This window comes from Bradyrhizobium sp. LTSP885 (assembly GCF_000938305.1).
GTDB lineage: Bacteria > Pseudomonadota > Alphaproteobacteria > Rhizobiales > Xanthobacteraceae > Bradyrhizobium.
This window is the reverse complement of record NZ_JYMT01000042.1, coordinates 401,787-415,477: the sequence shown is the minus strand read 5'-3', so window position 1 is coordinate 415,477 and position 13,691 is coordinate 401,787. Positions and strand designations below refer to the sequence as shown.

Sequence of the window (13,691 nt, the reverse complement as noted above, 5' to 3'; positions counted from 1 at the left end):
ATTATTTGAGAAACGCGATCAGCGCTGCGTTGACCTCGTCCGGCCGTTCCTGCTGGATCCAGTGACCGGCGCCGTCGATGATCCGCTTCTGTTTCAGGTTCGGCAGCACCCGTTCCATGTCTGCGACGCGCTTGGCGCCGATCAGCCCTTTGATCACCGAATCGTTCGATCCCGCCATGAACAGCGAAGGCTGGCGGATCTGGGCGTCCTGCCAGGGCGCGGTCAGCTCCCAGTTGCGGTCGAGGTTGCGGTACCAGTTCAGGCCGCCGCGGAAGCCGGACACCGCGTAGCCCGCCGCGAACTCGGCGATGTCGGCCTCGCTCAGCCAGGCCGGCAGCGGTTGGCCGCCCGGCAGATTGCCGAGGAAGCCCTTGGCCTCATCGACGAACATCGAGTTGGGGTCGGATATGCCGCGCCCGAGCACCAGCCGCATGGTGTGGGCGATGTCGCGTTCGAACTCGGCCTCCGCGACGCCGGGTGGCTGAAAATATTGCCAATAGAAATTGGTGATGCCGCTCTCGCGCAGGGTCTGCAGTGGGCGGCCGCGCCCCCGGAATGGCGGCGGCACGCTGAGGCCGGCGACTTTGGTGAAGACATCCGGCCGGAACAGCGCGGCATGCCAGGCCACCGGCGCTCCCCAATCATGGCCGATAATCGCGGCCTGCTTCTCGCCGAGCGCCGCGACCAGCGCGACCATGTCGCCGACGGTATCGAAGATCGTGTAGGCGCCGACCTCAGCCGGCGCGCTGGTCCGGCCGAAGCCGCGCATATCAGGGGCGACGACCCGAAAGCCGGCGTCCGCCAACGCGTCGATCTGGTGCCGCCAGGAGTAGGACAGTTCCGGCCAGCCATGACAGAGCACGACGAGCCGGCCTAGCCCGGCTTCACGGACGAACATGTCGATGCCGTTGGCGGAGATGGTGCGTGAGGAAGGCATCGCGGTTCCGCCTTGTTTGCCGGTTTTGCTGTCGTTCCGACGATATGGACGTTCGGCGCAGGCGGCAATCCAACCGTCCGTGCATAAGCGCAAATACCTCAGTTGTTTGCGATACTTCCACCTGTTAGAACGCAGCCTTTCAGGACATCGCCGATGGCAAGCCAGACCGCAGTTTCCCGCACGTTCGCCGCTCGCGCCGGGCGTTGCTGGCGCGGCGTGGTTGCGGCCGTCGTGGTGCTCGGTATCGGCTGCAGCGGGGTCGTCTACGCCGCCAACAACAGTGTTCAGGGCGCCAAGAAGGAAGAGGGCGGTTTCGACGGCGATGCCCCGACCGCGATCCTGGTCGAGGCCTCCTCAGGCAGCGTGTTGTTCGAGAAGAACGCCGATGAGCTGCGCGCGCCGTCCAGCATGATGAAGCTGATGACAGCAGAGGTGGTGTTCAACGCCATCAAGAAGGGCGACATCAAGCTCACGGACGAGTACCGGATCAGCGAGAACGCCTGGCGGCGGGGCGGAGCGCCGTCCGGTACATCCACGATGTTCGCGGCCATCAACAGCAAGGTCTCGATCGACGACCTCCTGCACGGCGCGATCATCCCGAGCGGCAACGACGCCTGCATCGCGCTCGCCGAAGGCATCGCCGGCAATGAGCACACCTTCGCTACCGATTTCATGACCAAGCGCGCCCGCGAGCTCGGCATGACCAAATCGACCTTCGGCAATTCCAACGGGCTGCCTGACCCCACCAACAAGATGACGGTGCGGGAGCTGGCGACGCTGGCGCGCTACGTCATCCAGACCTATCCGGACATGTACAAACTGTTCGGCGAGAAGGAATTCACCTGGAACAAGATCCGCCAGCAGAACCGCAACCCGCTGCTGAACGCGATGCCCGGCGCCGATGGATTGAAGACCGGCTACACCAAGGAAGGCGGCTACGGCATGGTCGGCTCGGCCGTGCAGAACGACACGCGGCTGATCGTCGTCGTCAATGGTCTCGAAGATTCGGAAGACCGCGCCACCGAAGCCAAGAAGATGCTGGAGTGGGGCTTCCGCAGTTTTGAGACGCGAATCCTGATCGCGGCCAACCAGCCGGTCGGCTATGCCCGGGTGTTCGGGGGCGAGAGCCGTTCGGTCAAGCTCGTCAGCCCCGATCCGATCAAGGTGATGGTGTCCAAGAATGGCAACGACAAGCTGCTGGCGCGCGTGGTCTATAGCGGCCCGGTCAAGGCACCAATCACCGCCGGTCAGAAGATCGGCGTGGTCAGGGTCTGGCGCGGCGCCAATGTCGCGATGGAGACACCGGTGTTTGCAGCGGATGCCGTCGGCACCGGATCGACGATGCGCCGTGCGCTCGACGGCGTCCAGGAGCTCGTCATCGGCATGTTCCGCGCCGGCGCCGAGAAGCTCTGACATGGCGGAAGCAGCAGTCAAACGGCCGAGCTTGCGCGGTCGCTTCATTACCTTCGAAGGCGGCGAAGGGTCCGGTAAATCGACCCAGATCCGAAAGCTGGCCGAACGTCTCGACACAGCCAAGCTGCGCGCCATTGTGACCCGCGAGCCGGGCGGTTCGCCGGGCGCCGAGATCATCCGCCACCTCGTGCTGTCGGGGATGGGCAAGCTGCTCGGGCCTGACGCCGAGACGCTGCTGTTTGCCGCCGCGCGCGACGACCACGTCCGCACCGTGATCCTGCCCGCGCTCGACCAGGGCATCTGGGTGCTGTGCGACCGCTTCTTCGATTCCACGCGCGCCTATCAGGGCCACCTTGGGCAGGTGCTGCCCGGCCTCCTCAACGCCATGCAGCGGGTCACGATCGGTGATCTCAAGCCCGACCTGACCATCATCCTCGACGTGCCGGTCGAAATTGGGCTGCAACGCGCCGCCGCGCGGCGGGGCAACGCTGCGGCCGATCGCTTCGAGGCCGAAGACGTCAAGTTCCACCAGGACCTGCGCGAGGCCTACCGGCAGATCGCGGCCGAAGATCCGCAACGCTGCGTGCTGATCGATGCCACGGCCGACCCCGATACGGTCGCATCGCAGGTCTGGACCGCGCTGCGCGAGCACGTGATGACGCTAAAAACGGCGGCAAATTCCGCATGAGCGCACGCAAGGTCGAACAGGAGATTGCAGTCCGGCATCCGCGCGAGACGTCCGATTTGTTCGGGCATCGCGAGGCGGAGAGCACCTTGCTCGACGCGTATCGTAGCGGCCGCATCCCTCATGCCTGGCTGATCGGCGGCGCGCAGGGCATCGGCAAGGCGACACTGGCCTATCGCATGGCGCGGTTCGTGCTGGCGTTCCGCAATCCTCTTGTCTCCCAGGTGCAGCAGGCGCCGACATTGCGGGTTGATCCGGCCGACCACGTGGCGCGGCAGATCACCGCCGGCGCGCATGGCGGACTGTTGGTGCTGGAGCGCGGCCTCAACGATCGCGGCGTGATGCGGACCGTCATCACGGTTGACGAAACCCGCGAGACGATCTCGTTCTTCGGCTCGACCGCCGCAGTCGAAGGCTGGCGCGTCTGCATCGTCGACACTGTCGACGAACTCAATCCCAATGCCGCGAACGCGCTATTGAAGATACTCGAGGAGCCGCCGCAGCAATCGCTGTTCCTGCTGGTCAGCAACGCGCCGTCGCGGGTGCTGCCGACCATCCTGTCCCGTTGCCGGAAATTGCTGCTGCGGCCGCTGGAGACGGACGACGTCGTACGTAGCGCCGTCACCGCGACCGACATCGCGGCCGACGATCCCGCGCTGATCGAAGCGGCTGCGGCCTCCGAGGGCAGCGTCGGGCGGGCGCTATCGCTACTCGGCGGCGACGCCCTCAAGCTGCAGCAGCGCACAGCCGCGCTGCTGGCAACGCTTCCTCAGGTCGATCCGCGCGAACTGCACGCACTCGGCGAAGCGCTCGGCACCAGCGACCGCGTCGCGCTCGCCGCATTCGTCGACGGCATCGATCGCTGGATCAGCGACAAGATGCGCACCGGCGACGCCAATGCCAACCTGCCGCGCCTTGCACGGCTGGCGGAGGTATGGGAAAAGATCATCCGCGCCGCGCGCGATACCGAAGCCTACAATCTGGAGCGCAAGCCGCTGGTTTTCTCGGTGTTTTCGATGCTTGCGGACGCAACCCGATAGACGCTTCGTCTGACCTCTATCCCGACAATCTTGTTTTGATCTGCAAAGGAATCCGCGGTGGCCGCCAAGAAGAAATCCTCCAAGAAAAAGGCCAAGACGAAGAAGGCTTCGCCGGCGCGCGCGACCAGAAAGACGACTGCCAAAAAACCCGCTGCCAAGACGAGCAAGCGGGTCGTCAAGAAGGCAAAGAAAACGGCCAAGAAGACCGTCAAGAAGTCAGCTGCAAAGAAGGCCGCCAAAAAGGCAGTCGGGAAAGCTCCGAAGAAGGCGGCCAAAGCTTCGCCGAAGAAGCAAGCCGCAAAGGCCGTTGCGCCGGCGCCCGTGAAACCTGCTGCGCCGAAACCTGCGGCAGTTAGAAGGGCCCCGAAGCCGGCCCCGGCTGCGAAGCAATCGAAGCCCGCGGCGGTCGCTCCCAAAGCTGCGCCTGTATCAGCGGATCGCGGCAACATATTCTACATCACGACCGCCATCGCCTATCCGAACGGCCAGCCGCATATCGGCCACGCCTACGAGGCGATCGCGACCGATGCGCTGGCGCGCTTCCAGCGGCTCGACGGCAAGGACGTGTTCTTCCTGACCGGCACCGACGAGCATGGCCAGAAGATGATCCAAACCGCGCAGGGCGAAGGTCTGACGCCGCTCGAGCTCGCCACCCGCAACGCGGCGCGTTTCAAGGAGATGGACGAGCGACTGAACGTCTCGTTCAATCGCTTCATCCGCACCTCGGAAGAGCAGCATCATCGCTCGAGCCAGGCGATCTGGAATCGCATGCAGGACAACGGCGATATCTATATCGACAGCTATGCCGGCTGGTACTCGGTGCGCGACGAGGCCTACTATGCCGAGGACGAGACCGTCGTCGGCGAGGATAATGTCCGCCGCGGCCCGCAGGGCACACCGGTCGAGTGGGTCGAGGAGAAGAGCTACTTCTTCAAGCTGTCGGCCTATCAGGACAGGCTACTGCATCTCTACGAGAGCCAGCCCGACTTCATCGGCCCGGATTCGCGCCGCAACGAGGTGATGAGTTTCGTGAGAGGAGGTCTGAGGGATCTCTCGATCTCGCGCACCACTTTCGACTGGGGCGTCAAAGTTCCGAACGATCCTGAGCACGTGATGTATGTTTGGGTCGACGCGCTGACCAATTACATCACCGGCGTCGGCTACCCGGATGAGAGCGACGCGAACTGGCGCTATTGGCCGGCCGACGTCCACATCATCGGCAAGGACATCATCCGTTTCCACGCCGTGTATTGGCCGGCGTTCCTGATATCGGCGGGCATTCCCGTCCAGAAACGGGTCTACGCACATGGCTTCCTGTTCAACAGGGGCGAGAAGATGTCGAAGTCGGTCGGCAACGTCGTCGACCCCTTCAATCTCGCCGAACAATATGGCGTCGACCAGGTGCGCTATTTCTTCCTGCGCGAGGTGCCGTTCGGCCAGGACGGCAACTACAATCACGAGGCCATCGTCGCGCGCATCAATGCCGACCTTGCCAACGACTTCGGCAATCTGGCGCAACGCTCATTGTCGATGATCGCCAAGCAGCTTGGCGGCGTGTTGCCGGAGCCCGGCGCGTTCAGCGAAAGCGACAAGGCGATCCTGGCGCAGGCCGACGCCATGCTCGAGGCGTCGCGGTCCGCAATGGCCACGCAGCAGATCCATCAATGGCTCAACACGGTCTGGGCCGTGGTCGCTGAAGCCAACCGTTATTTCGCGGGCGAGGCGCCGTGGGCACTGGCGAAGACCGATCCTGCCAGACAGAAGACGGTGCTCTACGTGACGGCCGAGGTCGTGAGGCAGATCGCGATCCTGGCGCAGCCGGTGATGCCGGCGTCCTGCGCCAAATTGCTCGACAGCCTCGGTATCCCCGAGGACTCGCGCAGCTTTGCCGCACTCGCCGAACGCATCAAGCCGGGCACGATCTTGCCGGCGCCCGTCGGCGTGTTCCCGCGTTACGTAGAACCGAAGACCGAGTAGGCGGTTCGGACATCATGCTGGTCGACAGTCATTGCCATCTGGATTTTCCTGAATTCGCCGACGATCTCGACGGGATCGTCGGTCGTGCCGAGGCGGCCGGGATCGGCCGCATCGTCACGATCTCGACGCGGGTGAAGCGGCTCGGCGGCCTGCTCGCGATCGCCGAGCGCTTTCCAAATGTCTACTGCTCGGTCGGAACCCATCCGCATCATGCCGATGAGGAGGACGGTATTCCCGCAAGCGAGCTGATCGAGCTCGCGAGGCATCCGAAGGTCGTCGCGCTCGGCGAGGCGGGGCTCGACTATTTCTACGAACACGGCTCGCCCGAGGCGCAGGAGCGCGGCTTTCGCGCCCATATCGCGGCGGCCCGTGCGACTGGCCTGCCGCTTGTCATCCACACCCGCGAGGCTGACGAGGATTGCGGCCGGATCCTGGAAGACGAGGTGGCGAAGGGCCCGTTCAAGGCCGTCCTGCATTGTTATACGGGCGGGCGCGAGCTTGCGATGAAGGCGATTGCGCTCGGGCTGTCGATCTCGTTCACGGGCATCCTGACCTTCAAGAAGTCGGACACGCTGCGCGCGCTGGCGGCGGAACTGCCGGCCGACCGCATCATGGTCGAGACCGACGCGCCATATCTGGCGCCGGGCAAATTCCGCGGCAAGCGCAACGAACCGTCCTATGTCGTCGAGGTCGCCAAGGTGCTGGCGGAAACGCGCGGCGTCTCGCTGGAGGAGATCTCGCGGCAGACCACCGAAAACTTCTTCCGGCTATTCTCCAAGGTGCCGGCGCCAAAGGTTGCTGCATGACGCTGACACTGACAATTCTGGGCTGCGGCTCCTCGGCCGGTGTGCCAAGGCCGGCGCTGGGCTGGGGCGCCTGCGATCCCAACAACCCGAAAAACCGGCGCCGCCGCTGCTCGATGATGGCCGAACGCACGACGGAGCAGGGCACCACGCGTGTCGTGATCGACACCTCGCCCGATTTGCGCGAACAGTTGATCGATACCCATGTCGAACACATCGATGCGGTGTTCTTGACGCATGAACATGCCGACCAGACCCACGGCATCGACGATCTGCGCTCGGTCGTGCTGCACCAGCGCCGCCGCATCCCGGTCTATTTCAACCAGGCGACCGCCAACGACATCATGGCGCGGTTCTCCTACTGCTTCATCTCGCCTGAGGGCAGCGACTATCCGCCGATCCTTAACCGCCATTCGATCGAGGCCGGCGAGAGCCGGACGATCGACGGGAAGGGCGGCCCGCTCGAGCTCACTGCCTTCCTGGTCCAGCACGGCAACATCCCCGCGCTCGGCTATCGCATTGGCGACGCCGCCTACACGCCCGATCTGCACGACATTCCCGAGGAAAGCTGGCCCGCACTGCAGGGTCTCGATCTCTGGATTGTCGACGCATTGCGCTATGCCCCGCATCCCAGCCATTTCAGCCTCAGCGACGCGCTGTCATGGATCGATCGCTTCAAGCCGAAGCGGGCGGTTCTCACCAACCTGCATTCCGACCTCGATCACGAGGTGTTGCGGCAAAGCTTGCCGGCCGGCGTGATCCCGGCCTATGACGGCATGCGCCTGGCGCTGGAGCGGGCGGACTGAAGCAACCCGTCGTGTCGCGCGGCAGTAGGTCCAATAGGTCACACAGCCGCGGTCGGCATTTGAGCTTGCACTCTGCTTGAGCTTGCCCTCTCCTGCGGGTCGCGAAACAATCCATTTTGAGGGAACTCTATGCTCGTCGATCCCACTGCGCGGATTGAGGACGGGGCGGTGATCGGCGCCGGCACGTCGATTGGTCCTTATTGCGTTATTGGTTCCCGTGTCATTATCGGCGCAAACTGCAAGCTTATCGCGCACGTGCACATCACCGCGGAGACCACCATCGGTGGCGGCTGCACGATCTATCCGTTCGTCTCGCTCGGCACGCCCCCGCAAGCCCTGAGCTATCGCGGCGAACTGACCAAACTTCAGATCGGCCAGCAATGCACAATCCGGGAGCAGGTTACCATGAACGCCGGAACCGTCGCGGGTGGCGGCGTTACCCGAGTCGGCGATCGCGGCTATTTCATGAATTGCAGCCATGTCGGTCATGACTGCGTCGTAGGGAACGACGTCATCTTTGCGACATCAGCGACGCTCGGCGGCCACTGCGAAATCGGCGATTTTGTTTTTATGGGAGGCCTCTCGTCGGCCCATCAATTCGTTCGAATCGGGGCGCAGGCGATGATCGGGGCTGCAAGTTGCGTGCGTGGCGACGTCATCCCGTTTGGCCTCGCAAGCGGCCAGTACGCGGGTCTCGCCGGGCTCAATTTGGTTGGCATGCGACGCCGTGATTTTACCCACGCTCGTCTCGCGGTGGTCAGAGCGTTCTACCAAAAATTATTTCGCGGCCCCGGTGTGTTTGCCGCGCGTCTCCACGAGGTAAGGCAACTGACGGAGGCGGATCCCGCGATTGCGGAAATTCTGGCCTTCATCGACGCGGCAAGGCATCGCTCGCTGTGTCTACCGGCGAACGACGACGATCTGATTGCGCCACGCCGAAACGCTTACGCTGAACTGGGCTGATAGCGCCGCGGGAATTTCTGAATCTTTCGGTCGATGTCTTCGGGAGCGCGCCGGATTTCCCGGCCTCCGTCACCCGCGCGCCTTCCCTCAGTTCGACAAAGGAGCGGGGGGATTCACCCCATTTCGCGGATCGGGCCTTGCTACCACCACCGCTATGGACCGACCGCCCGGCGGGCGGGCGGGCGGTTGCGTAAGATCGCCCGCGGTCTTGCGTTGACCTTTCGCGCAGAGGGTATATCGTTATGATCATAACGAATAGATCAGGGAGGATCAGATGGCGGAAACTGCAGCGGCGCGCGATTACACCGATCGGACGCGATACGACGCGCTGATGGACGTCGTGAAAAACCGACTGACGACGCGGGCATTCGATTCCAGCTACGCGATGCCGTCGGAGCATTACGACCTGATCCTGGAGGCGGCGCGGCACGCCCCATCGGGTGCGAACGCCCAGCCCTGGCACTTCATTGCGGTCACCGATCAGGACCTGAAGAACAAGATCACGGAGTATTTCCGCGAAGAGCAGGTGATGCGCGCCCGGCTCAAGATGAAGTTTCCGACGCCCGACTACCGCGGACTGGCGTCAGCTCCGGGCTTCATCGTCGTCGCCAGCGATTTCCGCTGGGTGAAAGCGTTTCCCGTCCTCAACGACGGGTCCGAGCTCGACAAGATGTACAAGGAGAATGCGGAGCGGATCCTGCTCCAGAGCGTGGCGGCCGCCACAATGTCTGCGCATCTGGCAGCCGCGGCGCTCGGATATAATGTCTGGTGGGTGACCGCGATCGGGCAGGAGAAGGCGCAGCAGGCCATGAAGCCGCTGCTCGGCATTCCCCAGGAGCTGTCGGTGCTCGATATCATGTGTTTCGGCCCGCCCGCGAAGGCGCCGTACAAGCGCTGGAAGAAGAGCCTGGCTGATATCAGCAACTGGAACAGGTTCGATGCTTCGCACTTCATGACCGAAGCCCAGATCGACGAATGGGTTTCGACCACGCGCCACAAGGTGATGTACCGCGATGCCGAGAACGTCGACTAAATCTGCCGCGCCGGCCAGGCGACTGGCCTCGAGCTACCGGCTGGAGGATCAGGTCGGCTTCCTGCTGCGCCGCGCCTATCAACGTGCGTCGTCCAATCTGGTCGAACAGATCGGTTCCTACGACCTGACGGCTCCGCAATATGCGACGCTGGCCCGGCTTTATGAGCGGGGCCCGCTCTCGCAAAACCTGCTTGGCCGGCTCGTCGCGATGGAGCCTGCCAATATCCGCGACGTGGTGCTGCGGCTGAAGAAGCGGCGCCTGGTCGCGACCCGGCGTGATCCGACGGATAAGCGGCTGATCCTGATCGATCTGACCGCTGCGGGCGTTGCGCTGGTCGAGCAATTGATCCCGATCGAAATCGAATGCACTGCCAAGACGCTGGCGCCGCTCAAGGCTGGCCAGAAGGAATTGCTCTATCAGCTGCTCAGCCAGCTTGCAGAGCGCTGAGTGCCTCTCTCACGCCGTGATCGCCTTCGCCGACCCGACCTCGTTACGCAGCAGGAATTTCTGGATCTTGCCGGTGGATGTCTTGGGGATCGCGCCGAACACCACTGACTTCGGCGTCTTGAAGCCCGGCATGTGCTCACGGCAATAGGCGATGAGCTCGGCCTCGGTCGCCTTGGCGCCATCCTTCAGCTCGATGAAGGCGCAGGGCACTTCACCCCATTTCGGGTCGGGTTTGGCGACGACAGCCGCGAACAGCACGGCCGGGTGCTTGTAGAGGATGTCCTCGACCTCGACGGAGGAGACGTTCTCGCCGCCGGAGATGATGATGTCCTTGGAGCGGTCCTTGATGATGACGTAGCCATGCTCATCGAGCACGCCGAGATCGCCGGTGTGGAACCAGCCGCCAGCGAAAGCTTCCTGCGTCGCCTTCTCGTTCTTGAGATAGCCCTTCATCACGATATTGCCGCGGAACATGACCTCGCCGATGGTCTGGCCATCGCGCGGCACCACGCGCATGGTCTCGGGATCGAGCACCGTGACGCCTTCCTGCAGCGGATAGGAGACGCCCTGGCGCCGTTTCAATTGCGCGCGCTGGTCAGCCGACAGTTCGTCCCAGCCGGGCTGCTCGGCGCAGACGGAGGCGGGGCCATAGACCTCAGTTAGGCCGTAGACATGGGTCAATTTGATGCCGATACGCTCGGCGCCTTCGAGCACCGCAACCGGCGGTGCCGCGCCCGCGATCAGCCCGACCACGGACGTTGCCTTTCCGGCGCCGGGAGCGCTCGGGGCATTGATCAGCGTGTTGTAGACGATCGGCGCGCCGCACATGTGGGTGACGCCGTGCTGCGGGATCAATTCGAAGATCTTGGCCGGGTCGACCTTGCGCAGGCAGACATTGATGCCGGCGGTCGCGGCCAGGGTCCATGGAAAGCACCAGCCATTGCAGTGGAACATCGGCAGCGTCCAGAGATAGACCGGATGCTGGCCGAGATTGCCGGCCAGAATGTTGCTCACGGCGTTCAGATACGCACCGCGATGATGCGTCACCACGCCTTTGGGATTGCCCGTCGTGCCCGACGTGTAGCTCAGCGCGATCGCGTCCCATTCGTCGGCCGGCGTCCGTTCGACGAAAGCGGGATCACCTTGCGCGACCGCCGCCTCGTACTCGATCTCGCCGATCCGCTTGCCGCCGGCATACGCTGCGTCGTCGACGTCGATCACGAACGGCTTTGCACCTTTCATCAGGGGCAAAGCTTCCGCGATCACGGCGGAAAATTCGGGGTCGACGAGGAAGATCTTCGCGCCGCCATGGTCGAGCTGGAACGCGATCGACGACGCGTCGAGACGGATGTTGAGCGCGTTCAGCACGGCACCGGCCATCGGGACCGCAAAGTGCAATTCGTTCATCGCCGGGATGTTCGGCAGCATCGCCGCCACCGTGTCGTCGTGGCCAATGCCGCGGCCGGCGAGATAGGACGCAAAGCGCTTGCAGCGCTCGTAGGTCTGCTTCCAGGTGAAGCTGCGGCCTTCATAGACCGTGCTGATATGGTCGGGATAGACGGCGGCCGAGCGCGCCAGGAAGCTCAGGGGCGTCAGCGGCACGTAATTGGCCGGCGTCTTGTCCAGCCCGATTGAGTACTGGTTGTGAGCTGCACTCATGGCTCTATCCCATCCGCAGGGGCACTTAGAGGAAGCCGATCGATATCCAGGGGAAGATGGCGACGATGATCAGGCCGATCAGCAGCGCCAGCATGTAACCCCAGATCGGCCGGATACCCTCGGCCGGATCGACGCGCCCGATGGCGCAGGCGGCATAATAGCCGACGCCGAACGGCGGCGCGAACAATCCGATGCCCATCGCCAGGATGATGATCATGGCATAGTGCACCTCGTGGACGCCGACCTGCCGCGCGATCGGAAACAGCAGCGGCCCGAACAGCACGATCGCCGGAATGCCCTCGAGCACGCTGCCGAGGATCACGAAGGCCAGGATCGAGACCGCAATGAAGCTCGCCGAACCGCCGGGCAGGCCGGTCATCGACGCCGCCAGCGCGCGCGAGAAGCCGGACTGGGTCAGGCCCCAGGCCATTCCGGTTGCGGTACCGATGATGAACAGGATCGCGCCCGACAGGCACGCCGTCTCGATCAGCATCGGCAACAGCCGCCGCCATTTGAACTGGCGATAGATCACGAGCCCGATAACCAGGGCGTAAACGATGCCGATGGTCGACACCTCGGTCGCGGTGGCGATGCCTTCGATCACCGCGTAGCGGATCACGAAAGGCAGCGCCAATGCGGGCAGGGCGACCACCAACGCCTGCCCGATCTCGCCGGCCTTGGCGCGCTGGACGTGGCTGAGGTCCTCGCCACGGTAGCGCCACCACACCAGCCCCGACAGCGTGATCGCCAGCACGACGCCCGGCAGCAGGCCGCCGGTGAACAGCGCCGAGATCGAGACCCCGGTCACCGAGCCGATGGTGATCAGCACCAGGCTCGGCGGAATGGTTTCGGTCTGCGCGCCGGTGGCCGCGAGCAGGGCGACGAGATCGCCCGACTTCGCGCCGCGCTGCTTCATCTCCGGAAACAGCACCGGTGCCACAGCCGCCATGTCGGCGGCCTTCGACCCTGAAATGCCCGAGACCAGATACATCGCGCCGACCAGCACATAGTGCAGGCCGCCGCGGACATGTCCGAGCAGGCTCGCCAGGAACGCGACCATGGCGCGCGCCATCCCGGTCATCTCGATCAGCAGGCCGAGGAACACGAACAGCGGCACCGAGAGCAGGATCAGATGGCTCATGCCCTCGTCCATCCGGCCGACCAGCACCATCAGCGGTGTCCGCGTGGTCAGTGCGAGGTAGCCGAAGATCGCCATGCCGAAAGCGAATCCAATAGGCACGCCGGCGAAGACGCAGAAGGCGACCACGCCGACGAAGAAGATCACCAGGTTGAGATTGCCGAGCGGCCGCAGCAAGGGCTGCGCGAGCCAGAACAGGCCAATCAGGGCCGCGACCGTGACCGCAGCCATCAGCAAGGTCTTGACGTCGCCGGCCCGCGCCAGGCGCAGCAGCGCAAACAGCGCCATCAGGCAGGTGCCGACCGGCAGCGCCGCCGCGCGCCAGGTGTTGGAGATCTGCAGCGCCGGCGTCGTGATGAAGCTTTCCTCATAGGCGTATTCATAGGCCGGCCGCAGGATCAGGATCAGGAACGCCAACGCTGCGCAGGTCGCGACGACATCGAGATAGCCCCAAAGCCTCGGTCCGGCGCTCGCTACCAGCGCCGTCATGCGCATATGCTCGCCGCGCCGGAACGCAACCGCCGAGCCCAGCATCGCGAGCCACAGGAACAGAATCGAGGCCAGTTCGTCGGACCAGATCAGCGGCGAATGCAGCACGTAGCGCGAGATCACACCGGCGAACAGGATCACGACTTCGGTGACGACCAGGATCGCCGCCGGGATTTCCACCAGCATCCCGAGCGCCGCTTCAATGGACCCGAGAACGGAGCGGCGGCGAGGGGGTTTTGACGCCGCCTCGCCGGCCACGGCCGGCGTCACCTCGACCTGAGCCTTCACCTGGGCCATGAC

Annotated in this window: 12 protein-coding genes; 9 read left to right on the top strand and 3 right to left on the bottom strand. The window is 64.1% G+C overall.

Annotated features, from left to right (window positions below; translation table 11 throughout):
* Position 1 precedes the first annotated feature (1 nt).
* Positions 2–937 carry an alpha/beta fold hydrolase gene (locus UP09_RS30950; RefSeq protein WP_044542123.1) on the bottom strand — a complete coding sequence of 312 codons (936 nt, stop codon included), beginning with the start codon at positions 935–937 and terminating at the stop codon, positions 2–4.
* A 153-nt stretch (positions 938–1,090) separates the two neighbouring features.
* Here UP09_RS30950 and UP09_RS30945 point away from each other — a divergent pair, with 153 nt between their 5' ends.
* From UP09_RS30945 to UP09_RS30905, 9 genes are all read left to right on the top strand, one after another.
* On the top strand, positions 1,091–2,350 hold the full coding sequence (locus tag UP09_RS30945; protein WP_044542122.1) for a D-alanyl-D-alanine carboxypeptidase family protein: 1,260 nt from the start codon (positions 1,091–1,093) through the stop codon (positions 2,348–2,350).
* A gap of 1 nt (position 2,351) precedes the next feature.
* The gene (tmk, locus tag UP09_RS30940; RefSeq protein ID WP_044542121.1) at positions 2,352–3,038 is read left to right on the top strand and encodes a dTMP kinase; all 687 of its coding nucleotides are present in this window, start codon (positions 2,352–2,354) and stop codon (positions 3,036–3,038) included.
* A complete protein-coding gene (locus tag UP09_RS30935; RefSeq protein ID WP_044542120.1) occupies positions 3,035–4,075 on the top strand; it encodes a DNA polymerase III subunit delta' in 1,041 nt (346 codons plus the stop codon). Before tmk ends, UP09_RS30935 begins: the two co-directional genes overlap by 4 nt.
* Before the next feature lie 57 nt (positions 4,076–4,132).
* On the top strand, positions 4,133–6,052 hold the full coding sequence (metG, locus tag UP09_RS30930) for a methionine--tRNA ligase (RefSeq protein ID WP_082070354.1): 1,920 nt from the start codon (positions 4,133–4,135) through the stop codon (positions 6,050–6,052).
* Between the two features lie 14 nt (positions 6,053–6,066).
* Positions 6,067–6,858, top strand: a complete 792-nt coding sequence (locus UP09_RS30925) for a TatD family hydrolase (protein WP_044542119.1) — start codon at positions 6,067–6,069, stop codon at positions 6,856–6,858.
* Complete coding sequence (locus tag UP09_RS30920) at positions 6,855–7,661, top strand: MBL fold metallo-hydrolase (protein ID WP_044542118.1); 807 nt, start codon at positions 6,855–6,857, stop codon at positions 7,659–7,661. The genes UP09_RS30925 and UP09_RS30920 overlap by 4 nt, the downstream gene beginning before the upstream one ends.
* A 129-nt stretch (positions 7,662–7,790) precedes the next feature.
* Positions 7,791–8,624 carry an acyl-ACP--UDP-N-acetylglucosamine O-acyltransferase gene (gene lpxA, locus UP09_RS30915; protein WP_044542117.1) on the top strand — a complete coding sequence of 278 codons (834 nt, stop codon included), beginning with the start codon at positions 7,791–7,793 and terminating at the stop codon, positions 8,622–8,624.
* A 274-nt stretch (positions 8,625–8,898) separates the two neighbouring features.
* Positions 8,899–9,657, top strand: coding sequence for a nitroreductase family protein (locus tag UP09_RS30910; RefSeq protein ID WP_044542116.1), 759 nt, complete (start codon positions 8,899–8,901; stop codon positions 9,655–9,657).
* Positions 9,638–10,105, top strand: coding sequence for a MarR family winged helix-turn-helix transcriptional regulator (locus tag UP09_RS30905; protein ID WP_044542115.1), 468 nt, complete (start codon positions 9,638–9,640; stop codon positions 10,103–10,105). The genes UP09_RS30910 and UP09_RS30905 overlap by 20 nt, the downstream gene beginning before the upstream one ends.
* Before the next feature lie 9 nt (positions 10,106–10,114).
* Here the strand turns inward: UP09_RS30905 and UP09_RS30900 are convergent, their stop codons facing one another.
* Both UP09_RS30900 and UP09_RS30895 read right to left on the bottom strand, forming a co-directional pair.
* Positions 10,115–11,764: an acyl-CoA synthetase gene (locus UP09_RS30900; protein WP_044542114.1), complete on the bottom strand. Its 1,650-nt coding sequence runs from the start codon at positions 11,762–11,764 to the stop codon at positions 10,115–10,117.
* A gap of 25 nt (positions 11,765–11,789) precedes the next feature.
* Positions 11,790–13,688, bottom strand: a complete 1,899-nt coding sequence (locus tag UP09_RS30895; protein WP_044542113.1) for a TRAP transporter large permease — start codon at positions 13,686–13,688, stop codon at positions 11,790–11,792.
* Positions 13,689–13,691: the final 3 nt, after the last annotated feature.